Below are 26787 nucleotides of genomic sequence, written 5' to 3'. Positions count from 1 at the left end.
CGCCAAGGAGTGAGCGCACATGCACCCCGCAACACCCCCGATGGCGGACGAACGTGCCGCGCATGATCACCGTACCCCGTTCCCCCGTCGCGGCCTGATCCACCGTCTGGTGGCCGCCGCCATCGTCCTACCGCTCGTTTTCGGCACCGCGGCCTGCGGTGGCGACGAAGACGACGGTCCCGCCGCCCCGAACACACCGGTCGAGTTGTCGGTCTTCTGGTGGGGCGGTGAGGCGCGGGCCAAGCTCACCGAGGACGCCCTCGCCCTCTACACCAGCAAGCACCCCAACGTGACGTTCAAGAAGACCTGGCAGGCCAACCAGGGCTACTTCGACAAGCTGGCCACCCTCACCGCGAGCGGTGACGCGCCGGACATCTTCCAGATCGACGACAACTTCCTCACCGAGTACGCGTCGCGCAACGTCACCCTGGACCTGACCAAGTACAAGGACGACAAGAAGCTCGACGTCACCAAGCTCCCGGAGAGCCTCTGGCAGTACGGCGTCGTCGACGGCAAGCTGGCCGGCATCGCCGGCGGTGAGAACACCCAGGGGCTGGTCTACAACAAGACCCTGCTCCAGAAGCACAACCTGCCCGAGCCGACCACCGGCATGAGCTGGGCGGACTTCATCACCTGGGCGGAGAACGTCTCCAAGACGGCAAAGGTCCCCGGCACCATGGACCCGAGCGCCGACTACAAGGCGTTCTGGGTCTGGCTGCGCCAGCAGGGCAAGGACCTGTACAAGGGCAAGGAACTCGGCTTCACCGCCGACGACGTGACCAAGTGGTTCGACCTGTGGAAGGGCGCCCGCGAGCGCGGTGCCACCCCGACCGCCGACGTGATCCACGAGGGCAACGCCACCGACATCACCAAGCAGTTGGTGGTCACCGGCAAGGCCGCGACCTCGTTCGTCTGGGCGAACCAACTCCCCGAGCTGAAGAAGGCCACCAAGGACGATCTGGGCGTCGTCGCCTACCCCGGTGACCCGAGCGCACAGTGGGCACGGGCCTCGCTCTACTACTCGGTGGCCCGCAGCAGCGAACACAAGGACGTCGCGGTCGACGTACTGAACTTCCTGGTCAACGACCCGGAGGCGGGCAAGATTCTGGGCACCGACCGAGGGCTGCCGTCCAACCTGGACGTACGCAAGTCGGTCAGCGAAGGGGTCACCGACCCGGCGATGAAGCTCTCCATCGACGTGGAGACCGAGCTGGCCACCAAGTTCGGCCAGTCCCCCCAGGTGCCGCTCAAGGGACACAGCAAGATCCGGGCCGAGCTGATCAAGGCGGCCGAAGAGGTCCAGTACAACCGCCAGTCACCGTCACAGTCCGCCGGCGCGTTCCTGGAGATCTGCAAGAGCGCGATCGCCTGACGATCGGCGCACCACTCGGAGAGGAGCCGGCTCGTGGCGCTGACCACGGCGCCCAGCTCGACTCCGCGCGCCACCGGCCCCGTCCGGACCCCCGCTGACCAGCGCGGGTCCGGACGGATCTGGCAGCGCGAGGGTCTGGCCGGGTACGTTTTCCTGTCGCCGTGGTTGATCGGCCTGATGGCCATCACGGCGGTCCCCATGCTTCTGTCGCTCTACCTGAGCTTCACCAACTACGACATCCTCACCCCCTGGTCGGAGATCGAGTGGGTGGGGCTGGCCAACTACGAACGGATGTTCACCAGCGACGCGTCGTACTGGCACGCCGTGCAGGTGACGCTCTCGTTCGCGCTGATCGCCGTACCACTGAAGCTGGCCGCCGCCCTCGGCGTGGCACTGCTGCTCAACCGCGCCTGGCGCGGCGTCGGGCTGTTCCGCGGCCTGTTCTACCTGCCGTCGCTGCTCGGCGGCAGCGTGGCGCTGGCCATCGTCTGGGTCAGCATGTTCAACCGGGACGGTGCGTTCAACTCGTTCCTCAGCCTCTTCGGGATCGAGGGCAAGCCCTGGGTGAACGACCCGGAGTGGGCCCTGGAAACCCTGATGGTGCTGGCCATCTGGCAGTTCGGCGCACCGATGGTGATCTTCCTGGCCGGCCTCAAGCAGGTGCCGACCGAGCTGTACGAGGCCGCGTCGGTGGACGGGGCCGGCAAGGTCCGGCAGTTCCTCAGCGTCACCCTGCCGATGCTCTCACCGGTCATCTTCTTCAACCTGGTGCTCGAGACGATCAACGGCTTCCAGGGCTTCACCTCCGCGTTCGTGCTCAGCAACGGCACCGGTGGGCCGGTCGACTCCACCCTGATGTACACGCTCAACCTCTACATCAAGGGCTTCGTCGACCTGGAGATGGGCTACGCCTCGGCGATGGCCTGGGTCTTCCTCCTCGCCATCGCGGTGATCACGATCGTGCTGTTCAGCACCGGCCGGTTCTGGGTGCACTACTCCGACGGGGAGGGCCGCTGATGGTTACCCAGACCGAGGCCGTGGTCGCGACCCCGGCAACGGCGTCGACGCCGACCAGGCGCCCCAGCGGCACCGGCCGGCACCTCGGCCGCCTGCTCATCCTGGTCGCGATCCTCGCGGTCGTGCTCTACCCGCTGTTCTGGATGATCGGTACGTCGGTCAAGTCGCCCGAGGAGATCGTCAACAACATCGGGCTGCTGCCCCGGGAGTTCACCCCCGGCAACTACCCCGACGGCTGGAGCAACTTCGACGTCAGCTTCGGCCGGTTCTTCCTCAACAGCGCGATGGTCAGCCTGCTCACCGTGCTCGGCAACGCGGTCTCCTGCCTGCTCGCCGCGTACGCCTTCGCCCGGCTGAAGTTCCGGCTGCGCGGCTTCTGGTTCGCCATCATGATCGGGACCCTGCTCCTCCCCGGTCACGTGCTGATCGTGCCGCAGTACATCCTGTTCCGGACCTTCGACATGGTCGGTGGCCCGTGGCCGTACCTGCCGTTGGTGGTGCCGCAGTTCCTGGCCACCGAGGCGTTCTTCGTCTTCCTGATGGTCCAGTTCATCCGCGGCATCCCGCGCGAGTTGGACGAGGCGGCGAAGATCGACGGGGCCAGCCCGTTCGGCATCTTCCGGCACGTCATCCTGCCCCTGAGCCGCCCGGCCCTGGTCACCACGGCGATCTTCTCGTTCATCTGGACCTGGAACGACTTCTTCCGGCAACTGGTGTACCTCTCCGACCTGGAGGACTACACCGTGCCGGTGGCGCTCACCCTGTTCATCGACTCGACCAGCCAGAGCGCGGTCGGACCGATGTTCGCGATGTCCGTACTCTCCCTGCTACCGGTCTTCCTCTTCTTCGTGGCCTTCCAACGAATGCTGGTGGAGGGCCTGAACACCAGCGGCCTGAAAGGGTGAATCGGATGGGTGAGGTTGCTGGGCGCGGGGCGGGGTGGCCGGAGGAGCCGGGCGGGTCGGTGGCCCGGCGGCCGGACTGGCGCGACACTCTGCGCAACGCCAGTGACCTGGCCCTCGTCGGCATCCTCACCACGGTGGCCGCGCTGCCGGTGCTGACCGCGGGTGCCGCGGTCGCCACCGCCAGCGCGGCCGTGCACCACTGGAGCGAGAACGAGAGCTGGCCGGGATTCCGTACGGTCGTGCGCGGGTTCGTACGCGCCCTGCTGCCCGGTGCCCTCGCCACCCTGATCGCTGCCGGGGTCGCCGCCCTGTTCACGGTGAACCTGCTCGCCCTCGGCCGGGGTGTCGTTCCCGGTGGCCCGGCGCTGATCGTGGTCACCGTCCTGCTCGCCGGGGCGGTGACCGGATTCGCCGGGCTGACCGTGGTGCAACTCGGTCGGCAGGACGCGCAGGGTTGGCGGGAAGCCGTCCGGCAGGCCGGGCGGACTGCGGTAACCCGACCGGTCGTACCGATCGCGCTGACCGGGGTGCTCGGGCTAGTGGCCGTACTCTGCGGTCTGATCCTGCCGCTGATCACGCCGATCCTGGCCGGCTACACGCTGCTCGCCCTGCACGCGACCGTACGCCGGATCGAAGGATCGTCGTCCGCCAGCCGCTGAGCACCTGGCCACCACCGCCATCCCCGATTCGATCGATGCGGGAACCTGCGTCGCTCACTAGGCTGCCGGGCAGGCATTTATCAGCTCGGAGGCACGGGTCATGGCGCAACAGTCGGTTTCCACGTCGAACGCCCACGACCTGTCCGGACTCCGTAACTATCTGCTGGTGGCGGTCGCCCTCGGATTCCTCTTCGGCTGCTGGGCGGTGCAGGAGACCGCCATCGACCGGGCCCGTACCTGTCCGGAGAGCTGCCTGCGGCCGGAGGTCGCGCAGGTGGTCGGCACCGAGACGGTCCGCCCCCACCCCGGCGGCCGGGACGGCGAACCGACCCGCACCCGGCTCATCGTCGACGTACCGGGCGGAATCGGCCGGACCGAGATCTCGATCCCGTACGGCACCGTCGGGCCCGCTGCCACCGAGGTACCGGTACGCCTCTGGCGGAGCACGATCATCCAGGTCAACGGCACGGACGTGCATCCGGGCTGGCAGACCCCGACCCGGTTCGTGACCGTGATCCTGCTCTTCCCCGTCTTCGCCCTCTGCGCGTTGAAGCTCGCCATCCGGCTGGTGCTGCTGCTCGGTTCGCGCCGGCAGGAAGTCGGACCGGAGACGCCCACCGGAAGCCGGGGCGTACTGCGCGGCACCCTCGTGAGTGCGGTGGTCGCCGTCGGCTCGATGGTCGCGGTCGGCTCGATGGACGGCTACCCCGCCTGGTGGCCCGCGCTCGCGCTCGGCGCCGGCCTGCTCGTCTCGATGCTGTGCCTGCGCCGCGCCACCCAGCGCGCCGCCGCCACCGTCTGAGAGCTCCGACACCCCACCTCCTGCTGCTCCTCTCCGCGCAGGTCCTCTCCGCACCGGTCCTCTCCGCACCGGCCCTCTCCACGCTGGTCAAGGGCCCTTCCGTCACGCCCTGTCGACCTGCGGCCAGCCGGTGTAGCATTTCGCCGGACACTATGTCCGACGTACCGTCGGACAGCATGTCCGGCCCATCGGGGGGCAGCGGTGCGGTAGGCCCCGCGATCACGCTCGACCGAGCGAACAAACAGGGAGTACGGATGAAATACCGCCTTCTGGGGCGTACGGGGGTTTGGGTCTCGGAGATCTCGCTGGGAGCCATGACCTTCGGCGGCAAGGATCACCCGATCTTCAGCGGTCTGGGCGGTTTGCAGCAGGACGACGCGGACCGGATGGTCGGCACCGCCCTGGACGCCGGGGTGAACTTCATCGACACCGCCGACGTCTACAGCGAGGGCGAGTCCGAGGAGATGCTCGGACGGGCGCTCAAGCACCGCCGCCGTGATGTTGTCCTGGCCACGAAGCTGCACGCGCCGACCGGTCCGGGCCCCAACGACAACGGCCTGTCCCGACTGCACGTGATGCAGGCGCTGGAGGACAGCCTGCGCCGGCTGGGCACCGACCACATCGACCTCTACCAGATCCACAACTTCGACCACATCACCCCGTTCGAGGAGACGCTGAGCGCCCTCGACGACGCGGTCACCCAGGGCAAGGTCCGCTACATCGGCTGCGCCAACCTCGCCGCCTGGCAGATCAGCCGGGCGCTGGGGATCTCCGCCCTGCACGACCAGGCCAAGTTCGTCTCGGTCCAGTCCTACTACTCGCTGGTCGGACGGGACGCCGAGCGGGACCTGCTCCCGATGGTCGAGGCCGAAGGCCTGAGCATGACGGTGTGGAGCCCGCTCGCCGGTGGGTTCCTCGCCGGCAAGCAGGACCGCAACGGCACGGTGAACGACACCGGCTCGCGCCGGGCGCAGGAGGGCTTCGCCGACTTCACGCCCATCGACTACGAGCGTGGGCACGACGTGCTCGACGTCGTACGGGCCGTTGCCGCCCGGCACGAGGTGAGCTGCGCCCGGGTCGCACTCGCCTGGCTGCTGGCGCAGCGCGGAGTCACCAGCGTGGTTGTCGGTGCCCGGCGGCTGGACCAGCTCGAGGACAACATCGGTGCCAGCGAACTGACGCTCACCGAGCAGGATCTCGCCGAACTCGACAAGGTCAGCGCACTGCCTCCGGCGTACCCGAACTGGATCCAGACGGCGTTCGCCGGAGCCCGGATCCCCCGCTAGGCAGGAGCCCCGCGCCGATCTTGCACTTGTGGTGGCACACAAACCCGCATCAATGCCCCAATCTGGGCGCCACAAGTGCAAGATCGGCGGCGCGGGCGGGGGCGGCGCGGGCGGGGGTGGGGGTGGGGGGCGGCGCGGGCGGGGGCGCGGGGGTGGGGGTGATGGGCTAGTTCTTGACGAAGGTTCGGAACCGGAGGTCCGACTCGCCGGGGCAGACGATCACGGAGCTGTTCCAGGAGCAGGCCGAGGGCCGTACGCCCTTCAGCTCGCCCAGTTCGACCGGCTGGTTCGAGCTGACCCTTACGCCGGCAACGCTGACATCGGTGGAGGCGGAGGACGGCTCGTCGGCGAACAGCAGCAGGTTGCCGCCGTCGACCCGGACCGCGATCCCCTCCTTGCTGATCACCTGGGTGCCGTCGGGGCCGTAAACGGTGGTGGTGTCCAGGGTCCCGCTGCCGACCGCGACATGGTCACCCACCGGCAACAGCTCGTCGGCCTTGGCCGCCGGCTTGCGCCAGAGCTCTGCCTCCTCGGCCCCGTCGCCCTTGGCCGGAATCGACAGCAGCTCGGTCGTCTCGATGTCGAAGTTCTCCCGGTCCAACAGGCAGACCCGGTCCCGACCACAGGCAACCAACCGGTCCGGATAGTGCTGCGGGTCGGCGGTGTAGAGGCTCGTCGGCTCCCCCATCCGCTCCAGGTCGTACGCGGTGACCCGGTACGCCCCTTCCTTCGGCGCGATGTACAGCCGGCCGTCGTGCGCCACCACCAGGTCGGTGTAGTCCGCCGCGCCCTTCGCCGTCCTGAGCACCTTGCCGGTGTTCACGTCCATCACCCGCGCCGAGCGGTCCGCGCCGATCTGCACGATCTGCGGCTCCTTCCCGCCGACGGGCGCCTGCACACCGGCCAGACTGGCCGCCCCGCCCAGGTCCTCGGGGACGGTGACCGGATAGACCGAGGTCGGCGCCTTGCCGTACGTGTCCTTGGGGCTCGGTTCGTCCCACCGAGCCTTCCCGGTGCCCAGGTCGAGCCCGATCACCTGCTCGGACACCCGATCCACCAGCACCAGCGTCCGGTCGAAGTACAGCACCGAGTCGTCACCGTGGATGGTGCGCCGCCACCTCTGGTCCCCGTCGGCCGGGTCCAGCACCACCAACTCCCGCGACTGGGTGGCGCTGGACTCGTCGGTGAGCAGCACCAACCCACCCGGCAGGGCGGTGATCCCGTCCCACCGATCGGAGCTCACCTCCGTGGTCACCTGCCACGCCCGGGTGCCCGTGCCGGCCTTGGCGGCGATCACCTGCAGTCGCTTGTCCTCGCGCTCGTAGGCGACGTAGGCCCGGTCCCCACTCAGCGCCGTGTAGGTGTAGAACGGCCGCTCCTCCCCCAACGGGATGCTCTCGCCGATGTCCCGGAAAGGCTCGAACGCGATATCGGCATAGCCGTCCCGGGTGAAGTAGAGCACCGCCGCGGTGACCACCCCGGCAAGCGCGAGCACGGCGCCCGCACCGATCAGGACCGCGCGCCGCCCACGCAGCCAGGGCACCCGACCAACACCCCCGGTGTACGCCGAGCCGCCCGCCCGAGGATCACCCCCCGCGTACGCCGTCCCGCCCGCACCCGCCGCTCCCGATCCCCCCGCACCCGCTCCCGACACCGGCACAACCGAACCCACCACCGTCGGATCCGACGCGTTCGACCCCGCCACCGCCCCCACGGCCCCGGAACCAACACCCACCCCCACAACCGAAGCATCATCGGCCGCCGGATTCCCGCCCCCGACCGTGCCACCGCCCCCGACACCACTTCCGTTCCCGCTCCCGCCACCGCTCCCGTTCGCACTCCCGATCGCATTCACGCTCAGCTCGGCGAGGGCTCCCTCCGCCACCGGTAGCTCCGGCTGCTCCAGCACCGTCGGGGCCACACCCAACTCGGCGTGCAGCAAACGGGCCACCAACGGCACTCGGGACGACCCGCCGACCAGGAACAACCCGGCGAGCTGGTCCGGGCGCAGTCCACTGTGGCCGATCACCGAAGCGGCCTCGAAGACCGCGCGCCGCAGCAGCGGGGTCGCCAGCCGCTCCAGCTCGTCCCGGGTCAGGTGCACCGCCTGCTCCACCCTGGGCACTGCCACCGGCGCGACCGTCGTACGCGACAGCATCTCCTTCGCACCGCGTACGTCGTCCCACAACTGCCGCCGGTTGCGCCAACCGGTGGTGCTCTCCGGCTGCGACAACTGCCGCCACACCTCCGGCTGCGTGGCGCCGACCAGCCGACCGAGGTGCTCCACCAGCGCCGCGTCCAGGTCGAGCCCGCCCAGCTCCGGCAGCCCGCCCGAGCCGACCACGACAAACCGGGCTCGACCAAACTGGTCGAGCCCCTCGTTGCGTACCACCGCGATGTCGAGCGTCCCGCCGCCGAAGTCGAAGACACCGATCGCCGCACCCACCGGTACCGGACGCCGCAACACGTCGGCGAAGTATCGTGCCGCCGCCACCGGCTCCGCCACCAGCAGCGTGCCGCCACCACCGGCACCCGCCCCGCCGTCAACCGCCCGTACCGGTGGCCAACCCGCCCGAGCAACCGCCGTGGCCAGCGCACCCCGGCGCCGCGCACCCCAACTCGCCGGGTACGTCAACACCGCCGGCGGCAGGAAGCCGACCGCCTCGACCGCCGCCTGCGCCACCGCCCGGAGCAGCCCGCCGAGCAGGTCCACAGTGGCCACTTCGGCGTCACCGAGCAGAACACCCGGCTCGTCGATCCGCCGTTTCGGGTTCGGGTCGAAGCGTCCCGGATCCGCCTGGGCCAACCGCTGCGCGTCCCGCCCGACGTGCAACAGACCGGCACCGTCGAGAAAAACCCCGGACGGCATCACCGGCTGCCCGTCGAACAGCAGAGGCCGGGTACGCCCGTCCGGCCAACGCAGGACCGCGACAGTGTTGGACGTACCAAGGTCGACGCCGAGTGCGTAGCCGCCGTCCTGCCCTGCCATCTACCGACTCCTAGGGGCCCGAGAGGATTACCCGGCCCCGAATGCTACGGCCACCCCGCAGCCCCACCGCCCCACCCACCAGCAGCCCCCACCCACCGAGCAGCCCCCACCACCCCAGCCGCTGACCAGCCCCACCGCCCCGGCCAGCCACGAAAGGGTTGGGCCCGCCGTGACCGGCGAGGGGATCAAGCCTGACGGCCCTCGCCGGGCACGGCGGGCCCAACCCCACCGCACGCGCACACCAACCCCCGCCACGCAGAAAACGCACGGCGAGCCAAAACCAAGATCAGAGAGCAGCCCGCCGCCGAGCCACCTCAGCCAACGTCACCGCCGCCGCCACACTCGCATTCAACGACTCGACCTCGGACATCATCGGAATGCTCACCCGCAGATCACAGGTAGCCCCGACCAGCCGCGACAACCCGCGCCCCTCCGAGCCGACCACCACAACCAGCGGCCCGACCGCAGCCTCCAGGTCGTACAGGTCGGTCTCGCCGTCGGCGTCCAGCCCGACCACCATGAAGCCGGCCTCCTGGCACGCCTTCAACGACCGGGTCAGGTTGACCACCTGGCTCACCGGCACCCGGGCCGCAGCCCCGGCGCTGGTCCGCCACGCGGTCGCGGTGATGCCCGCGGCCCGGCGTTCCGGTACGAAGATCCCCTGGGCGCCGAACGCGGCCGCCGACCGGATCACCGCACCGAGGTTGCGCGGGTCGGTCACCCCGTCGAGCGCGACCAGCAGCGGCGCGGTCTGTTCGAGCGCCGCGGTCATCAGGTCGTCGAACGGCTGGTACGCGAACGGCGGCACCTGGATGCCGACGCCCTGGTGCAGAACCCCGCCGGTCATCCGGTCCAGCTCGGCCCGGCTGATCTCCAGGATCGCGATGCCCCGGTCGGCGGCGATCCGGACCAGTTCGTTCACCCGGTCGTCGATCTCGATGCCCTGCGCGATGTAGAGCGCGGTCGCGGGTACGTTCGCCCGCAGCGCCTCGACCACCGGGTTCCGCCCGACCAACAGCTCCGGTACGTCCTTGGCCGGGTTCGACTTGCGCCCCGGCGCGACCCGGGGTCCCCGGCTCGGCTGCTTCGCGCCACCCCGGCCACCGGCACCCCGGCCGGCGCTCGCGCCCCGGGTCGCCCCGGCCGCACGGCTGCCCCGACCGGTGCCGCCGCCACCGGCGCCCCAGGTGGTGTCCTTGCTGCCCGGCTGACCGATTTTCGGGGCGCGACCCTCCTCGGCCGCGGCCCGGCGCTCCTTGTCCTGCTTCCAGGCGGTGCGCTGCGGCAGCTGCTCGGTGCCCGAGTAGCCCTTGTGCCAGGGGCGTTCGTCGGCGGGCAGGGTACGGCCCCGGCCGGCGAGCGAGGCCCGGTTCTTGCCGCCGGATCCGGCGGGAGCGCCCTTCTTGGCGGTCACCCGCCGGCCACGCCGCTGTGAATTGCCGGCCATCAGTCCTGTTCTCCGATCGTCCAACGGGGTCCGTGGGGGGTGTCCTCGACCACAACACCAGCGTGCCTGAGCTGGTCGCGCACCCCGTCGGCGGCGGTCCAGTCCTTCCGGGCGCGGGCCTGCGTCCGCTGTTCGAGCGCCAGCGCCACCAGCGCGTCGACGACGTCCCGCAGCTCGCCGTCCTGCCCGTTACCGGCCCAGGCCGGATCGAGGGGGTCAACGCCGAGCAGGTCCAGCATCGTGCGGACCGCCACCAGCGTACTGCGGGTGGCGTTGTTGTCGCCTTCGGCCAGCGCGTTGTTGCCGTCACGGAGGGCGTCGTGCACCACGGCCAGGGCGGCCGAGGTGTTCAGGTCGTCGTCCATCGCGGCGGCGAAGGCGGCCGGTACGGCGCCCAGCTCGGCCGGGCCGACCCGCTCCATCGCCCGCTGGACGAAACCCTCGAGCCGGCGGTACGCGACCGCGGCCTCGCCCAGCGCCTCGTCGGAGTAGTCGATCCGGGACCGGTAGTGCGGCGACGCGAGGTAGTACCGCAGCTCCACCGGGCGTACACCGAGCGCGGTGACGTGCGCCAGGTCGAGCGCGTTCCCCAGCGACTTGCCCATCTTGGCGTCACCGAGGTTGAGCAGGCCGTGGTGCACCCAGTAGCGGGCGAACGGGAGCCCGGCCGAGCGGGACTGGGCCAGCTCGTTCTCGTGGTGCGGGAAGACCAGGTCGAGACCGCCGCCGTGGATGTCGAACTCGGCGCCGAGGTAGCGGCGGCACATCGCCGAGCACTCGATGTGCCAGCCGGGCCGCCCTCGCCCCCACGGAGACGGCCAGGAGGCATCTACCGGCTCTTCCGGTTTGATCCCCTTCCACAGGGCGAAGTCGCGGGGATCCCGCTTGCCCCGTTCGAGCTCGTCCGCCCCGGCCTGCACCGCCTCCAGCTGCTGGCCGGAGAGGAAGCCGTAGTCGGGGTCGGACTTCACGTCGAAATAGACGTCGCCCGAGTCGTCGCCGGCCGGATAGGCGTGCCCGTTGTCGATCAGTGTCTGGATCAGCTCGTGCATCTCCGGGATGTGCCCGGTCGCCCGAGGCTCGTACGTCGGCGGCGCCACGTTCAGCGTCCGGTACGTCTGCGCCAGGATCACCTCGTTGGCGTACGCGATCGCCCAGAACGGGCGGTCCTGCTCCCGGCACTTGACCAGCAACTTGTCGTCGATGTCGGTCAGGTTCCGGATGAAGGTCACGTCGAGACCGGCGTACGTCAGCCACCGGCGCAGGACGTCGTAGTTGACGCCGGAGCGAAGGTGGCCGATGTGGGGTGGGCCCTGGAGGGTGAGACCACACAGATAGACCCCCACCTTGCCGGGCTGCCGCGGGACGAAGTCCCGCACCGATCGGGTGGCGGTGTCATATAGGCGTAGCGTCACCGCACCAGGGTAACGGTCACCGGTTACGGCCGTTGTACGCGCGGCAGCCCTCAGCCGTGATCCGGGACCGGCATCGCCGTACGCTGCCTGGTGTGGAGGCGACGGGTCACGCGGGTGAGACGGCACAGACCCTGGACCGGGGCCTGCGTCTGCTGCACCTGGTCGCCGACGCACCCGGCGGATTGACGGTGACCGAGGCGGCGACCCGTCTCGGGGTGGGTCGGGCGGTGGTCTACCGACTGGTCGGCGCCCTCACCCAGCACGGCATGGTTCGGCGCGACTCCGCCGGGCGGCTGCGCCTCGGGGTCGGGGTCCTGCACCTGGCCCGTCGGGCCCAGCCACTGCTCGCCGAGGGCGCGCTGCCGGCCCTGCGCCGGCTGGCCGAACAGGCCGGCGCGACCGCCCACCTGACCGTGGTCGAGGGGGCCGAGGCGGTTGCCGTCGCGGTGGTCGAACCGAGCTGGACCTCGTTCCACGTGGCGTACCGCACCGGCTCGCGGCATCCGCTCGACCGGGGGGCCGCCGGGCAGGCGATCATCGCCGGGCGCGCCGGGCAGCCCGAGCCGGTCGCCACCACCGGCGAACTGCAACCCGGGGCGTACGGGGTGGCCGCGCCGGTCCTCGGCGTACCGGGGCTGGAGGCGAGCGTCGGGGTGGTGGCCCTCGCCCCGTTGGACGTGCTCACCGTTGGCGAGCAGGTACGCACCGCCGCCCACGCCATCGGCCGGGCCCTCGCCTGAAGGGCCCTGCGCTCAGGGGTGGGTCATCCGGAGGACGTCCAGGGCGTCGTCGAGCTGCTGTTCGGTGAGCTTGCCGGCCTCGACGTGGCCACGGGCGAGCACCACCGCCTTGATGGTGGACTCGCTGGCCAGCGCCTCCTTGGCGATCGAGGCCGCCTCGTCGTACCCGAGGTAGCGGTTGAGCGGGGTGACCACCGACGGCGAGCCCTCCGCGTACGCCAGGGCAACCTCAGCGTTCGCGACCAGGCCGGCCACGCAGCGGTCGGCCAGCAACCGGCTCACGGCGGCCAGCAGGCGGATGGACTCCAGCAGGTTGCGGCCCATCACCGGGAGCATCACGTTGAGTTCGAAGTCGCCCTGCGAGCCGGCGAAGCCGACCGTGGCGTCGTTGCCGATCACCTGGGCGCTGACCTGGCGGACCGCCTCGCAGACCACCGGGTTGACCTTGCCCGGCATGATCGACGAACCGGGCTGGAGGTCGGGGATCCGCAGCTCGCGCAGGCCGGCGCGGGGGCCGGAGCCCATCCACCGGATGTCATTGGCGATCTTGTAGAGGCCGACCGCGATCGTCCGGAGCTGGCCGGAGGTCTCCACCAGCGCGTCCCGCGCACCCTGCGCCTCGAAGTGGTTGCTCGCCTCGGTCACCGGTACGCCGGTCTGCTCGCGCAGCTTCGCGATCACCGCCGGGGCGAAACCGGCCGGGGTGTTGATCCCGGTGCCGACCGCGGTCCCGCCGAGCGGCAGCTCGGCCAGCCGGGGCAGCACCGACTCCATCCGGTCGGCGCCGTACGCGACCTGGGTCGCGTAGCCGGAGAACTCCTGCCCGAGGGTGACCGGGGTGGCGTCCATCAGGTGCGTACGCCCGGCCTTCACCACCGTCGCGAACTCCTCCACCTTGGAACGCAGGGTCAGTTCGAGGTGCCGCAGCGCCGGGATCAGGTCCTGGATCACCGACTGGGTGGCCGCCAGGTGGATCGACGACGGGAAGACGTCGTTGCTGGACTGGGAGGCGTTCACGTCGTCGTTCGGGTGCACGTCGCGGCCCAGCTCACGGGTGGCCAGGGTGGCGATCACCTCGTTGGCGTTCATGTTCGACGAGGTGCCGGACCCGGTCTGGAACACGTCCACCGGGAACTGGTCGTCGTAACCGCCGTCGGCGACGTGCGCCGCCGCGGTCGCGATCGCCGCCGCCACGTCCGAGTCGATCACGCCGAGTTCGGCGTTGACCTGGGCCGCCGCGCCCTTGATCTGGGCCAGGGCGCGGATGTGCGCCGGTTCCAGCCCACGTCCGGAGATGGGGAAGTTCTGCACCGCCCGCTGGGTCTGTGCCCGCCACAACGCGTCGGCGGGGACCTCGACCTCGCCCATCGTGTCCCGCTCGACCCGGTAGCCCGCTGTCCCTGATGTGCTCACGTGTTCCATCCTGCCGCGCCTCGCGCCGACGCGCAGATGATCCCCGTCACCGGCCGCCGACGGGTTGCAGGTCCGGCTCGCAGGCGGCCATCCCGGCCCGCGCCAGCGCCCGCCCGGCCGGATAGTCCAGGGCGGTCGCCGACGCCAGCGCCCGCTCGTACAGGGGAAGCGGGCTGACCCGGTCACCCGTGTCCCACACCGCTCGGGCCAACTCGAGCTGGCAGTCGACCAGCACCCGGGTCACGCCGAACCCCTGCAGGAGCCGCAGGGCCTCGTGCAGTACGCCGACCGCCTCCTCACCACGGCCGAGCCCGCGCAGGGTCAGCCCGATGCTGTGCCGGATCTCCCCCTCGGTGAGCCGGTCGTCGGTGGCGACGGCACGCCGCAGGGCGGCGGTGAGCAGCCGGAGGGCGGGACGGTGGTGGCCCAGGCGGGCCCGGGTGTGGCCGATGTTGCACAGCGCCGTGGTCAGGTTCCGGTCGGTGCCGTACACCCGGGCCAGGAAGAGGCTCTGTCGCGCCAACGGCAGCGCCTCGGTCAGCCGGCCCATCTGGAGGTAGAGGTCGCTGAGCCCCTGCGGGAGGCGGAGCAGGGTGAGCCTCTCGCTGCTCCACTCCACCGCGGCCAGCCGCACGTACCGCTCCGACTCCTCGAACTTGCCCATGTGGGTGAGCACACCGGCCAGGTTCGACCGGACCCGGGCGACCCCGACCAGGTCCCCGTGCGCCTCGTGCACCGGCAACGCCGCTTCGAGCTCACGTTTCGCCGCCGCCCACTGCCCGGCCCCGTAGTAGCCCGACGCGGCCTGTACGCGAAGCAACGCGACCAGGTTCGGATCGCCGAGCCGTTGCGCCGAGATGATCGCCTGCTGGTGGGTGTCGATCACGTCGTCGTGGTAGCCGCGCAGGTAGAGGTAGAACCAGAGGGCCCGGGCGAGGGCGCAGGCGTACGCGTCGTGCTGTTGGGCCATCGCGTACCGGACGGCACGGACCACGGTGGCCCGCTCCGGCTCCAACCGGTCCAGCGCGCCCTCGCCCGGGGCGGGCAGCAGGTCCGGGCGCAGTGGGGTGGCGGGCTCGTATCCGGTCAGCGGCACGGTCAACGGTTCCATCGGCCGGGTCACCCGGGCGACCAGGTGGAACAGGTGGTCCAACAGCCCGATCCCGGCGGTACGCCGTACCTCCGGCGGATCGGTGGCGACCAGGTTCGCCGCGTACTGGCGCATCAGGTCGTGGAACCGGAACCGTCCAGCGGCCGGCTCTTCGAGCAGGTGCCCGTCCACCAGGCTGTCGAGCAGGTCCCGCGCGGCCAGCAGGGTGCCGCCGGTGAGCGCCGCCGCAGCCGCCGCGTCGAACGACTCACCCGGATGCAGGGCCAGCAGCCGGAGCATCCGCTGGGCCGACGCGGGCAACTGGACGTACGACAGGGTGAAGGCACCCGCCACCGTCCGCTCCTCGGCCGCCAGCTCGGTCAGCACCGCCCCGTCGTCGGCGAGCCGGTCGACCAGGTCCGTGACCGTCCACCGGGGCCGGTGGGCCAGCCGGGCACCGGCCAGCCGGATCGCCAGGGGCAGGTACCCGCACCTGCGGACCACCTCGGCGGCGGCGGCCGGTTCGGCCCGTACCCGCTCCGGGCCGGCGATCCGGGCCAGCAGCTCCACCGCCTCGTCGGGGTCGAAGACCGGCAACGGGTACGGCTGCACCCCGTCCAGCCCGACCAGTCGCCGCCGCGTGGTCACCAGCACCAGACACCCGGCACCCGCCGGCAGCAGCGGACCCACCTGCTGCGCGCTGGCCGCGTTGTCGAGCACGATCACCGCCCGCCGCCGGGAAAGCTCGGTACGCCACCGCCCCAGCCGCTCCTCGAAGTCCACCGGGATCCGCTCGCTGCCGACGCCCAACTGCCGCAGCAGGGTCACCAGGGCGGCGCCCGGGTCGACCGGGCTCCGCTCGCTGTGCCCGTGCAGGTCGAGGAAGAGGTGGGCGTCGGGGTAGTTCGCGGCCAGCGAGGTGGCCAGGTGCACCGCGAGCGCGGTCTTCCCGCTCCCGGCCATCCCCTCGACCAGCACCACCACCGGCTTGTCCGGATCGGCGGTCCCGATCGCCTGCCGGACCCGGCCGAGCAGTTCCGCCCGCCCGGTGAAGTCCGCCACGTCCCGGGGCAGGCACCGGGCCGGCGTCGCCTCGTCGCCGTCGTCGGCCACCCGGTCGGGCAGCTCACCGGCGAGGATCCGGCGGTGCAGCTCACGCAGCTCGGCACCGGGATCGATGCCCAGCTCCTCGGCCAGTGCCCGCCGGGCGTCCCGGTAAACGGCGAGTGCCTCCGCCTGCCGGCCGACCCCGCAGAGGGCACGCATCAGTTGGCTGCGCAGCCGCTCCCGAAGCGGGTGCCGGGCCACCAGGTCGGTCAGCTCGCCGATCAGTTCACCGTCGCGCCCGAGCCGCAGCTCGACCTCCACGCACTCCTCGGTCACCACGGTCCGCTCCTCGTCCAGCGCGACCGCCGCCCGGCGTACGCCGGCACCGGAGATCCCGCCGAGGGCGGGTCCCCGCCAGAGTGCCAACGCGTCCCGGAAGTGCTGCCGGGCGTCGGGCAGCCGCCCCTCGGCGACCTCCACCCGCCCGGCGTCGACCAGACGGGTGAACGCCTGTGCGTCCGACTCGACCGTGCCGGGCCGGAAGCCGTACCCGACCGGGTCGGTGACGATGACGTCGTTGCCCATGCCGGCCTCGGTGAACAGTCGGCGCAGCCGGGACACGCAGGTCTGCAACTGGGCCCGGGAGGTGGCTGGTGGGTCGTCGCCCCAGACCGCGTCCACGAGTTCGTCGACCGGTACGGTCCGGCCGGCTCGCAGCAGCAGCATCGTGAGCACCGTCCGGTCCCGACCCGCGGTGACCGTTATTCCACCGTCCACTTCCAGCGGACCCAGGATTCCGAAGCGCATTCCCCGCCCTCGTGCGACCAGCGATGACCGAAGCCTAACCCGGCCGGCACAGCCCGTTATGGCCCGGCGATAGCGGTCCGGAAGCGATTCGAGAGCGGCCCGGTGCACGATGCGCAGCGGGTTCCCGACGATCGTCGGTCTGCCCTGATCGGGGGCGGTGCACCCGTCGTCGTTGGGCGGCGGGTGCACCGGGCGGTCGTACCGGTGGTCAGCGGGCTTGGTCACCCTCACGACCGCCTCAGCCAGCTCGGGACTCAGGCGGCGTTGATGATGTTCAAGACCTTCCGTGCCGCGAAGACCCGTCCATACCTGCGGCCCGTGCGTTCTTCCAGAATGCTCAGCTGGACAAGGCGTCTGATCGCCGTGTTCGCAGCCTGGTAGGAGACCCCGTACCTTTCGGCGGTGGGCGTGGCCGTGATCAACGGATACCCGAGCAGGTCCTCGACGATTCGTACGGCCACACCCCGGACGTCAGCATCGAGCAGCTGGGTCAGCGCCTCATCCCGCCAGTCGTGCAAAGCGTCGATTTTTTCCACACCGCGAACCGCCTGCGCACGTACGGCCTCGCAGAAGAATCGGATCCAGGGTTCGAAGTCGCCGGTGGCACTGACAGCGAGCAGGTGGTCCTGGTATTGGCGCCTTCTGGCTTCGAGCCAGGGAGACAGATTCAGCACCGGCACGCGCAACTCGCCGCGATAAGCCAGTTGCAGGACGCACACCAGGCGTCCGAGCCGACCGTTACCGTCGTTGAAGGGATGCAGCGTCTCGAACTGGTAGTGACCGAGCGCCATCTTGATCACCAAGGGAATCGTATCCTCGGCCATCAGCCACGCGGCCCAGGCGTCGATCCCGGCGCGTAGTTGGTCGCCCGGAGGCGACGGCACGAACCGCGCGTCGTCCACTCGGCCACCGCCCGCGCCGATAAATACCTGGGTTGTTCGAATCCGGCCCGCGTCGTGCGTATCCCCACGTGTTCCTCGCACGACCATCTTCTGTAGCTGCTCAAGCATGCCAACCGTAATGGGCTTGTCCTTGATCCACTCGAACGCCAGCTCTGCAGCCTCGACGTAGTTGTGGACCTCCGCGACCGACGCGGTGAGCTGGTTGCGGTTGAGGAAGTCGGCCTCGAGTACGTCATCGAGCGCCGCATAGGTGCCTTCGAGCGCCGACGTACTGACAGCCTCCTGTCGGATTGCCGGACGGGCAAGGAGTCCGGGGTTGGGCAGCCGGAAGGCGGCCTGGTCAAGGCGGGCTACCGCGACCGCCGCGTCGGTGACTGCCAGGTACGTCTCCTGCCCCAGGTCGAACCTGCTCGGCAACGGATCGGGGATGAAGGCCGAGCAGTCGTAATCTTCGCGGAAGCGAGCGTCCCAGCCCGTAATCCGGACAAGTGACCCGACAGGTGACGAACGGAACACAGCTTCGTCCATGATTTGAAGTAAACCACAAAAAACTTGAAAACCATGCCTGCCTTTTCAAGCGCAGACGGATACGCAACCCAAGATTCCAAGTTTCCTGTCCGCGACATGAAATCACACGGAAGAAATTCAACCACTCTACGTAACGTCAGTACGCCGACAACCTCCTGCCGAGCCGGCCGGTCGCCGCGGTCAGCGGCGGCCGACGGTCAGGACCGGCTTGGTGACCTCGGCGAAGAAGTCGTTGCCCTTGTCGTCGACGACGATGAAGGCCGGGAAGTCCTCGACCTCGATCCGCCAGATCGCCTCCATGCCCAGCTCCGGGTACTCCAGCACCTCGACCCGCTTGATGCAGTCCTGCGCGAGCCGGGCGGCCGGTCCGCCGATCGAGCCGAGGTAGAAGCCACCGTGTTCGTGGCAGGAGCGGGTGACCTGGCCGGACCGGTTGCCCTTGGCGAGCATCACCTGCGAGCCGCCGGCCGCCTGGAACTTCTCCACGTACGCGTCCATCCGGCCGGCGGTGGTCGGACCGAACGAGCCGGAGGCGTAACCCTCGGGGGTCTTGGCCGGGCCGGCGTAGTAGACCGCGTGGTCGCGCAGGTACTGCGGCATCGGCTCGCCCGCGTCCAGCCGCTCGGCGATCTTCGCGTGCGCGATGTCCCGGGCCACCACCAGCGGGCCGGTGAGCGAGAGCCGGGTCTTGACCGGGTACTTCGACAGCTCGGCCCGGATCTCGTCCATCGGCCGGTTGAGGTCGATCCGGACCACCTCGGCACCGGCGTCGAGCTGGGTGTCGGTCACCTCGGGCAGGAAACGCGCCGGGTCGGTCTCCAGCCGCTCCAGCCAGACACCGGACGGGGTGATCTTCGCCACCGCCTGCCGGTCGGCGGAGCACGAGACGGCGATCGCCACCGGGCAGGAGGCGCCGTGCCGGGGCAGCCGGACCACGCGTACGTCGTGGCAGAAGTAGCGGCCACCGAACTGGGCGCCGATGCCGAACTGGCGGGTCAGCTCCAGCACCTCCGCCTCCAGCTCCAGGTCACGGAACCCGTGCGCGAGCATCGACCCCTCGGTGGGCAGCGCGTCCAGGTACTTCGCCGAGGCCAGCTTCGCGGTCTTCAGGGCGTACTCGGCGGAGGTGCCGCCGATCACGATCGCCAGGTGGTACGGCGGGCAGGCGGCGGTCCCGATCAGCCGGAGCTTCTCCTCCAGGAACTGCATCATCCTGGTCGGATTGAGCAGCGCCTTGGTCTCCTGGTAGAGGTACGACTTGTTGGCCGAGCCACCGCCCTTGGCCATGAACAGGAACTTGTACGCGTCCGGGTGCCCGTCCGGGTCCTCGGCGTAGATTTCCACCTGGGCGGGCAGGTTGCTGCCGGTGTTGCGTTCGTCCCACATGGTGAGCGGGGCGAGCTGGGAGTAGCGCAGGTTCAACCGGGTGTACGCCTGGTAGACCCCGCGCGACACCGCCTCGTGGTCGGACCCGTCGGTGAGTACGTGCCGGCCGCGCTTGCCCATCACGATCGCGGTGCCGGTGTCCTGGCACATCGGCAGCACCCCGCCGGCCGCGATGTTGGCGTTGCGCAGCAGGTCGAGCGCGACGAACCGGTCGTTCGGGGAGGCGGCGGGGTCCTCGATGATGGCCCGGAGCTGGGCCAGGTGCGCGGGGCGCAGGTAGTGCGCGATGTCGTGCATCGCCTCGGCGGTCAGCGCGGTCAGCGCGGCGGGCTCCACGGTGAGGAAACGCCGGCCACCCGGCCCGTGTACCACGTCGACACCCTCGTCGGTGATCAGCCGGTATTCGGTCTGGTCGGCACCGACGGGGAGCAAGGGAGCGTAGGAGAACGCGGCGGCACTGCTCATGAGCGGAAAGCCTAGGCCAGCCGACCGGAACCGTCCTAGCCGCCGGGTCGGTCCCGCATCGTCCCCGGCCTCCGCAGCGCTGTGCGAGGGCGTGGCGCCGCTCAACCGTCCTTGCCGGAGTCGGCGGGACGGCACTGCTCCATCTTCGGCCCGCCGCAGGTAGGCCCGACGTCACCCGGACCGGCGTCCGGTCCCGGGGAGGTGCCGGGGGCGCCGGGACCCGGCCCCGGTACACCGGCCGCCGTGCTGAATTGGACATAACCGATGTCCCGACCGTCGCCGATCACCATCCCGGCCGGGCCGACCGCGAGCACCTTCGCCGACGTGGCGAGGGTGAGCAGCTCACTTCCGCGCAGCGGGTCGAGGGCGATCACCCGGTTCGGTTTCTCGTCGACGAGTACGGCCGCGGAGCGGGTCAGGGTCGCGGCGCCCTCGGGGCTCAGGGGACGGTTCCAGCGGGGGGCGTCGCGGCCCAGTTCACGGCCGATGACGGTCTGCCGGTCGGCCGACCGGACCAGCGCGTACCGGTCGTCGACGGAAAGTAGTTTCTCGCCTTCGGCGCCGGACCAGAGGACCCGTCCGTCGTACCCGTCGAGGATCGTCTCGCGCCCGTCCGGGCCGACACCCACCAGTACGCTCTGCCCGCCCTGCGGATCCTCCCGCTGTACGCACCCGCCCGCGTTCGCGGTGCGCAGGTTGATCCCGGAGCGGCGCCACACCTCCTGCCCGGTGATCGGGTCCCGGGCCAGTACGGTGAAGTAGCAGCTACCGTCCTCGGCGCGGGCCTCGATCCGGAGCATCCGCCCGCCGACGACCACCAGCCGGTCGGCCCGACCGGGCTGTACGTCGCGCAGGACCCGCCCGGTGGCGGTGTCCACGATGTGCACCCGGCCGTCGACGGGGAAGCCGAGCAGGGACGGCATCGTCTCCGGGCCGCTCGCGTCGTCGGCGACGAGTTTGGTGGTCAGCCGTCGGGTGCCGAGGACCTCCGGGTTGTCGGCGAAGAGTCCGGTGCCGACGCCGGGCAGGAACGCGGTCCAGACCGGTTTGGTGCCGCGCGGGTCCCACCGGCTCAGGGTGCACTCGCGCGGCTCGGAGCAGCGGACGTCGAGCAGCGCGTTGCGGTAGGTCCAGACTCCGCTGGCCTTGGTGTCGCGGCGGCGTACCGCGCCGGTTTCGGGGTCGATCAGCTCGTACCCCTTCTCCAGCAGTTTGCCGGTCGCGACGACCGGGTCGGTCTCGCCGCCGGCGACCGCGGCCCAGTCGGCCTTGCGTTCCCAGAGCTTGCCGCCGGTGGCCAGGCTGCGGGATTCCACGAAGGTGCGTTGCTCGACCACGACGGTGCTGCCGGCGATGGTGACGCTCTTGGGCGTGCCGCCGACGCGCTGCTGCCAGACCACGTCCGGTTCGGAGAGTGGCTGGCTGCGGTTGATCCAGGACACCAGGTTGGGGAAGGGGTTCCAGACCCCGGTGGCCGAGAGCACGATGACCGCGACCAGCATGAAGGCGAGGAACCACTTCGCGCTCCGCCCGGCGCTCCCCTTCGCCATCCGGCTACCGTAGCGACGCGGGAGGGGCAAACGCGGGACGCTCGCCGCCCGTGTCGTCCTGACTTAACGATTTATCAGGGCATTCACCGCGACTTCCCGTCGGCCGCCGGCCCCCCGGCCGCCGCCGAGCGGACCAGCGGAAGCATCCGGTACGGGATCTGCTCGGCCAGGGCGATGATCGTCGAGGCACGGGCGATCCCCTCGTACGAGACGATCTGGTCGATCACCCGCTGGAGGTCGGTGTTGGACCGGGCGACGATCCGGCAGAGCATGTCGCCGGATCCGGTGATCGTGTGTGCCTCCAGCACCTCGGGGATCTGCCGCAGGTGGGCCGCCACCGGATCGTGGCCGTGCCGCTGGCTGATCTCGAGGGTGACGAAGGAGGTCACCCCGAACCCGATCGCGGCCGGGGCCAACTCCGGGCCGAACCCCCTGATCACCCCCCGGGCCAGCAGCTTGTCGAGCCGGGCCTGCACCGTGCCCCGGGCCACCCGCAGTCGGCGGGAGCATTCGAGGACCCCGATCCGCGGCTCGGCGGCGAGCAGGTCGATCAGTCTGGCGTCCAGCCGGTCGAGCTGGACATCCTGTACAGCGGTCACGGTGGTTGACCATACCGAATGTGCAAGCTGACCAGCCGAAAACGTGACGGTTGCTCACCCAGGTACCGGGACGAGATCCTCGCCACAGGACGGCTGCTCATCGGCGGGCGCCGGCACGGAGGGAGTCGTGACCATGACCCAGGCGATCGATCGGCCATCGACCGACATCCAGGACGTCGACGTCGACGTGCTGGTCGGCGCGGTCGACCACGACATCTCGGCCGACCCCTTCCCGGTACGCGGCATCGACCACATCCAGTTCCTGGTCGGCAACGCGAAGCAGGCCGCGCACTACTACTCCACCGCCTTCGGCATGACCTGTGTCGCGTACCGGGGTCCGGAGCAGGGCTTCCGGGACCACGCCGAGTACGTGCTGACCAGCGGCTCGGCCCGGTTCGTGCTGACCGGCGCGGTGCACGCGAACGCGCCCGGCTCGGACCACGTGGCCAAGCACAGTGACGGGATCCAGGACATCGCCCTGGAGGTACCGGACGTGGACACCGCGTACGGGTACGCGCTCACCCAGGGCGCGACCGCGATCGTCGCCCCGTATGAGGTGACCGACCAGTACGGCACGGTCCGGATGGCGAGCATCGCCACGTACGGCGACACCCGGCACACCCTGGTCGACCGGTCGAAGTACACCGGACCGTTCCTGCCCGGGTTCGTGGCCCGCGGACCGATCGTGAACCGGCAGCCGATGATCGACGCGGGGGTGCAGCCGAAGCGGTTCTTCCAGGCCGTCGACCACGTGGTGGGCAACGTCGAGCTGGGCCGGATGGACGAGTGGGTGGAGTTCTACCGGCGGGTCATGGGCTTCACCAACATGGCCGAGTTCGTCGGGGACGACATCGCGACCGACTATTCGGCGCTGATGTCGAAGGTGGTCGCGAGCGGGACCCGCAAGGTCAAGTTCCCGCTGAACGAGCCGGCGATGGCCCGGAAGAAGTCGCAGATCGACGAGTACCTGGAGTTCTACGGCGGCCCCGGCGCGCAGCACATCGCGGTCGCCACGAACGACATCCTGGCCAGCGTGGACGCGATGCGGGCGGCCGGGGTGGAGTTCCTGGACACCCCGGACTCGTACTACGACGACCCGGAGCTGCGGGACCGGATCGGCAACGTACGCGCGCCGATCGAGGAGCTGAAGGCCCGCAAGATCCTGGTCGACCGGGACGAGGACGGCTACCTGTTGCAGATCTTCACCAAGCCGGTCCAGGACCGGCCGACGGTCTTCTTCGAGCTGATCGAGCGGCACGGCTCGCTCGGCTTCGGCAAGGGCAACTTCAAGGCGTTGTTCCAGGCGATCGAGCGGGAGCAGGAAGCACGCGGGAACCTGTAACACTGTCCGCGTGACCGCCCCGCCCCCACCCTCGTCGCCGCCGCCCGGCGGGACCCCCACCCCCAACCCCCAGGGACAGGTCCCGCCGGGCGGCCACATCCCGGCACAGGCCGGGCCGCCGCCCGGCCTGTGGTACGGCACACCGCCCCCCGGCCCGTACGGACAGCCCCGGCCGGCCGTACCGCCGCTCTACCGGCCGGGGTATCCGACCCCGCCACCGGTGAGTCCGGCCGGTCAGCCGTTGGCCGAGTTCTCCGACCGGTTCCTGGCCGGGCTGATCGACTACGGGATCTACTTCCTGGTCAGCATGGTCCTCGCGGTGCCCGTGATGATCTACTACTTCACCCGGGTGCTGCCGGACCTGTTCGAGACGAACCCGGACGGCACCCTGGTCGAGTCGGACTTCCTCGCGGTCCTCGGGCCGATCCTGCTGATGGAGCTCGCCCTGTTCGTGGTCCTGCTCGCGCTGGCGTACGTCTACCACGTCGAGATGATGTTCCGGACCGGTCAGACGGTCGGGAAGCGGATCATGAAAATCCGGGTGGTGCCGCTGGACCCGAACGCCACCCTCACCCGTGGTGCCGCGGTGAAGCGCTACCTGGTGCAGTTCCTGGCCGGCTCGCTCGTACCGCTCCTGATCTACCTCGACGTGCTCTGGCAACTGTGGGACAAGCCGTACCAACAGTGCCTCCACGACAAGGCCGCCCGGACGGCAGTCGTTAAGGTTCCCAGGGTGAACGAACTGAGGTTGGCGCCATGACGGTGCAACCGGGCTGGTACACCGACCCCGCCGAGCCGAACACCCAGCGCTACTGGGACGGCGGCGGCTGGATCGGTGCGCCACTGCCCGCCGACGCCACCCCGCCGCCGGGTCCGCCGCCCGCCGAGCCGGAGCCGCCGACCAGCCCGGCGCCCGGCACGCCGGCAACGGGCGCGCCCGGTTCACCCGGCGGAACCGGGACGACCACCACCGCCACCCCGACGGCGCGCCCGACGAGCGGCCTGCCGGGCGTACCCGGATCACCGGTCCAGCCCGGTCCGCCCGGCGCGCCACCGGTGAACGGCGTACCGTCGTGGCCCGGCGCGGTCGGTCCGCCCTCGCCCGGCCAGGGCGGTCCGGTGCCGCCGGCCTGGGGGTACCCGCCCTCCGTGTTCCCGGTTTTCCAGGAGCCACGGCCGCACGGCAAGGCGCTGGCACCGCTCGGTGCCCGGCTCGCCGCCCGCCTGATCGACATCGGCGCCGTCCTGCTGCTCAACGTCCTGGTCAACGGCTGGTTCGTCTGGCGGTACGTGGAGGAGATCGGCCCGGTCTACCGGGAGATCGTCCGCCGGTCGGTGGCCGGCAACTCCTCCACCGAGGGTCTGCCCCCGGTCAGCGCACAGGCCGACTGGCTGCTCCTGGTCATCCTGGTGATCGCCGCCGCGCTCTGGTTCGCGTACGAGGTGCCGTCGGTGGCGAACACCGGACAGACCTTCGGCAAGCGCGTACTCCGCCTCAAGGTCGTTTCGCTCGGCACCGACGAGAAGCTCGGTTTCGGTCGCTCCGCCCGCCGGTGGAACACGCTCGGCCTGCCGACCTTCTTCTGGTACTGCTGCGGTCTCGGTTTCCTGCTGCAACTCGTCGACTGTGCCTTCGTGCTCTTCGACCGACCGCTGCGCCAGGCCCTGCACGACAAACGCGCGCAGACCGTCGTCGTACGGCTCGACCGGTCGGTCGACACCCCGTCCCCGCCGCCCACGGCAGACCGTGGCGACACCCCAGGAGGTCCCACGTCATGACCGGCCGCGACCCCAGCCAGCCGAACCGGCTGACCCGAGCCGACCTGGCCGGGCTGCCGAACTACGTACCCGGACGCAGCCCCGCCGACCTGGCCCGTGAACTCGGCCTGCCCGAGGCGATCAAGCTGGCCAGCAACGAGGTGCCGTACGGCCCGCTGCCGGGTGTGGTGGAGGCGGTCGCCGAGGCGGCTGCCGGTATGCACCGCTACCCCGACCTGGCGGCGGTGGCCCTGCGGGACGCCCTGGCCGAGCACTACGACGTGGCGGCGGACCGGATCGCGACCGGCTGCGGTTCGGTGGCACTCGCCGAGCACCTGGTACGGGTGACCAGCCTGCCGGGCGACGAGGTGGTCTACTCCTGGCGGTCGTTCGAGGCGTACCCGATCATCGCGGCGACCAGCGCGGCGACCAGCGTACGGGTGCCGAACACCAGCGTGCACGGGCACGACCTGGCGGCGATCGCCGGCGCGATCACCGACCGGACCCGGCTGATCTTCGTCTGCAACCCGAACAACCCGACCGGCACCAGCCTGCGCCGGGCCGAGCTGGACCGGTTCCTGGACGCGGTTCCGGACGACGTCCTGGTGGTGTTCGACGAGGCGTACCGGGAGTTCGTCACCGATCCGGACGTCCCGGACGCGCTGGTCACGTACGGCGACCGGCCGAACGTGGTGATCCTGCGGACGCTGTCCAAGGCGTGGGGCCTGGCCGGGCTGCGGATCGGTTTCCTGGTCGCGCACCCGGAGGTGGCCGCCGCGGTCCGCAAGGTGGTCACCCCGTTCTCCAGCAGCATCGTCGCCCAGGCCGGGGCGCTCGCCGCGCTCGCACAGGCCGAGGAGGTACGCCGCCGCTGCGCGCTGGTGGTGGCCGAGCGGGACCGGGTGACCGAGTCGCTGCGCAAGCTGCTGCCGGAGGTGCCGGAGAGCCAGGCGAACTTCGTCTGGCTGCCGCTGTCCGGGGCGCCGGGGCAGGGTGACCGGGCGGTGGAGTTCGCCCGCGCCTGCGAGTCCCGGGGCGTGATCGTCCGCCCGTTCCCCGGCGAGGGCGTACGGGTCACCATCGGTACGCCGACCGAAAACGACGCCTTCCTCGCGGTGGCCGAAACGGCCCTCTGAGCCTCAGGCAGCGGTTCTTCCATTTGGTCCGTTTTAGGAGTATAAGAGCGCGATCTGGCTTATGTTTTCGAAGTGTCGCGTGGCGCCTCACCTGGGCCCCACGACCGAATCGACACTTCATGGAAGCTGAGG

Annotated in this window: 20 protein-coding genes; 11 read left to right on the top strand and 9 right to left on the bottom strand. The window is 70.5% G+C overall.

The window, feature by feature from the left end:
- Nucleotides 1–19: 19 nt before the first annotated feature.
- From ACWEFB_RS09745 to ACWEFB_RS09720, 6 genes are all read left to right on the top strand, one after another.
- Complete coding sequence (locus tag ACWEFB_RS09745; RefSeq protein ID WP_452283965.1) at nucleotides 20–1372, top strand: ABC transporter substrate-binding protein; 1353 nt, start codon at nucleotides 20–22, stop codon at nucleotides 1370–1372.
- A 33-nt stretch (nucleotides 1373–1405) separates the two neighbouring features.
- Nucleotides 1406–2389, top strand: coding sequence for a carbohydrate ABC transporter permease (locus ACWEFB_RS09740; protein WP_326562226.1), 984 nt, complete (start codon nucleotides 1406–1408; stop codon nucleotides 2387–2389).
- The gene (locus tag ACWEFB_RS09735) at nucleotides 2389–3294 is read left to right on the top strand and encodes a carbohydrate ABC transporter permease (protein ID WP_452283962.1); all 906 of its coding nucleotides are present in this window, start codon (nucleotides 2389–2391) and stop codon (nucleotides 3292–3294) included. The genes ACWEFB_RS09740 and ACWEFB_RS09735 overlap by 1 nt, the downstream gene beginning before the upstream one ends.
- A 5-nt stretch (nucleotides 3295–3299) precedes the next feature.
- Nucleotides 3300–3953, top strand: coding sequence for a DUF624 domain-containing protein (locus tag ACWEFB_RS09730; RefSeq protein WP_452283960.1), 654 nt, complete (start codon nucleotides 3300–3302; stop codon nucleotides 3951–3953).
- 100 nt (nucleotides 3954–4053) lie between these two features.
- A complete protein-coding gene (locus tag ACWEFB_RS09725) occupies nucleotides 4054–4755 on the top strand; it encodes a hypothetical protein (RefSeq protein ID WP_452283957.1) in 702 nt (233 codons plus the stop codon).
- Nucleotides 4756–5009: 254 nt separating this feature from the next.
- Entirely contained in the window at nucleotides 5010–6041 is a 1032-nt protein-coding gene (locus ACWEFB_RS09720) for an aldo/keto reductase (protein ID WP_452283955.1), read from the top strand.
- Between the two features lie 166 nt (nucleotides 6042–6207).
- Here ACWEFB_RS09720 and ACWEFB_RS09715 read toward each other — a convergent pair whose 3' ends face one another.
- The 3 genes from ACWEFB_RS09715 to cysS form a co-directional block, all read right to left on the bottom strand.
- A complete protein-coding gene (locus tag ACWEFB_RS09715; protein WP_452283953.1) occupies nucleotides 6208–9030 on the bottom strand; it encodes an Hsp70 family protein in 2823 nt (940 codons plus the stop codon).
- A 286-nt stretch (nucleotides 9031–9316) separates the two neighbouring features.
- Nucleotides 9317–10477, bottom strand: a complete 1161-nt coding sequence (gene rlmB, locus ACWEFB_RS09710; protein ID WP_452283951.1) for a 23S rRNA (guanosine(2251)-2'-O)-methyltransferase RlmB — start codon at nucleotides 10475–10477, stop codon at nucleotides 9317–9319.
- On the bottom strand, nucleotides 10477–11892 hold the full coding sequence (gene cysS, locus ACWEFB_RS09705) for a cysteine--tRNA ligase (protein ID WP_452283949.1): 1416 nt from the start codon (nucleotides 11890–11892) through the stop codon (nucleotides 10477–10479). The genes rlmB and cysS overlap by 1 nt, the downstream gene beginning before the upstream one ends.
- 92 nt (nucleotides 11893–11984) lie before the next feature.
- On the opposite strand from cysS, the gene ACWEFB_RS09700 reads away from it, so the two are divergent.
- A complete protein-coding gene (locus tag ACWEFB_RS09700; RefSeq protein ID WP_452283947.1) occupies nucleotides 11985–12632 on the top strand; it encodes a helix-turn-helix domain-containing protein in 648 nt (215 codons plus the stop codon).
- Between the two features lie 12 nt (nucleotides 12633–12644).
- On the opposite strand, the gene ACWEFB_RS09695 is transcribed toward ACWEFB_RS09700, so the two are convergent.
- The 6 genes from ACWEFB_RS09695 to ACWEFB_RS09670 form a co-directional block, all read right to left on the bottom strand.
- A complete protein-coding gene (locus ACWEFB_RS09695) occupies nucleotides 12645–14054 on the bottom strand; it encodes a class II fumarate hydratase (RefSeq protein WP_452283945.1) in 1410 nt (469 codons plus the stop codon).
- Nucleotides 14055–14091: 37 nt separating this feature from the next.
- Nucleotides 14092–16989, bottom strand: coding sequence for a BTAD domain-containing putative transcriptional regulator (locus ACWEFB_RS09690; RefSeq protein WP_452283943.1), 2898 nt, complete (start codon nucleotides 16987–16989; stop codon nucleotides 14092–14094).
- Between the two features lie 254 nt (nucleotides 16990–17243).
- Entirely contained in the window at nucleotides 17244–18419 is a 1176-nt protein-coding gene (locus ACWEFB_RS09685; RefSeq protein WP_452283941.1) for a Fic family protein, read from the bottom strand.
- A gap of 180 nt (nucleotides 18420–18599) precedes the next feature.
- A complete protein-coding gene (locus tag ACWEFB_RS09680) occupies nucleotides 18600–20270 on the bottom strand; it encodes a fumarate hydratase (RefSeq protein WP_452283940.1) in 1671 nt (556 codons plus the stop codon).
- Nucleotides 20271–20371: 101 nt separating this feature from the next.
- Entirely contained in the window at nucleotides 20372–21820 is a 1449-nt protein-coding gene (locus tag ACWEFB_RS09675) for a hypothetical protein (RefSeq protein ID WP_452283938.1), read from the bottom strand.
- Between the two features lie 83 nt (nucleotides 21821–21903).
- Entirely contained in the window at nucleotides 21904–22419 is a 516-nt protein-coding gene (locus ACWEFB_RS09670; protein WP_452283936.1) for an Lrp/AsnC family transcriptional regulator, read from the bottom strand.
- A 133-nt stretch (nucleotides 22420–22552) separates the two neighbouring features.
- Between ACWEFB_RS09670 and hppD the strand changes: the two genes are divergently transcribed.
- The 4 genes from hppD to hisC are packed head-to-tail and all read left to right on the top strand — an operon-like array spanning nucleotide 22553 to nucleotide 26655.
- Nucleotides 22553–23761 carry a 4-hydroxyphenylpyruvate dioxygenase gene (hppD, locus tag ACWEFB_RS09665; RefSeq protein WP_452284070.1) on the top strand — a complete coding sequence of 403 codons (1209 nt, stop codon included), beginning with the start codon at nucleotides 22553–22555 and terminating at the stop codon, nucleotides 23759–23761.
- 10 nt (nucleotides 23762–23771) lie between these two features.
- Nucleotides 23772–24521, top strand: coding sequence for an RDD family protein (locus tag ACWEFB_RS09660; protein ID WP_452283934.1), 750 nt, complete (start codon nucleotides 23772–23774; stop codon nucleotides 24519–24521).
- Nucleotides 24518–25540 carry an RDD family protein gene (locus tag ACWEFB_RS09655; RefSeq protein WP_452283932.1) on the top strand — a complete coding sequence of 341 codons (1023 nt, stop codon included), beginning with the start codon at nucleotides 24518–24520 and terminating at the stop codon, nucleotides 25538–25540. Before ACWEFB_RS09660 ends, ACWEFB_RS09655 begins: the two co-directional genes overlap by 4 nt.
- On the top strand, nucleotides 25537–26655 hold the full coding sequence (gene hisC / locus ACWEFB_RS09650) for a histidinol-phosphate transaminase (RefSeq protein ID WP_452283930.1): 1119 nt from the start codon (nucleotides 25537–25539) through the stop codon (nucleotides 26653–26655). The genes ACWEFB_RS09655 and hisC overlap by 4 nt, the downstream gene beginning before the upstream one ends.
- Nucleotides 26656–26787: the final 132 nt, after the last annotated feature.

The sequence above is a fragment of the Micromonospora sp. NPDC004704 genome, from assembly GCF_053601675.1.
The sequence above is the reverse complement of the archived record's forward strand: the minus strand, read 5'-3'. Positions and strand labels throughout refer to the sequence as shown.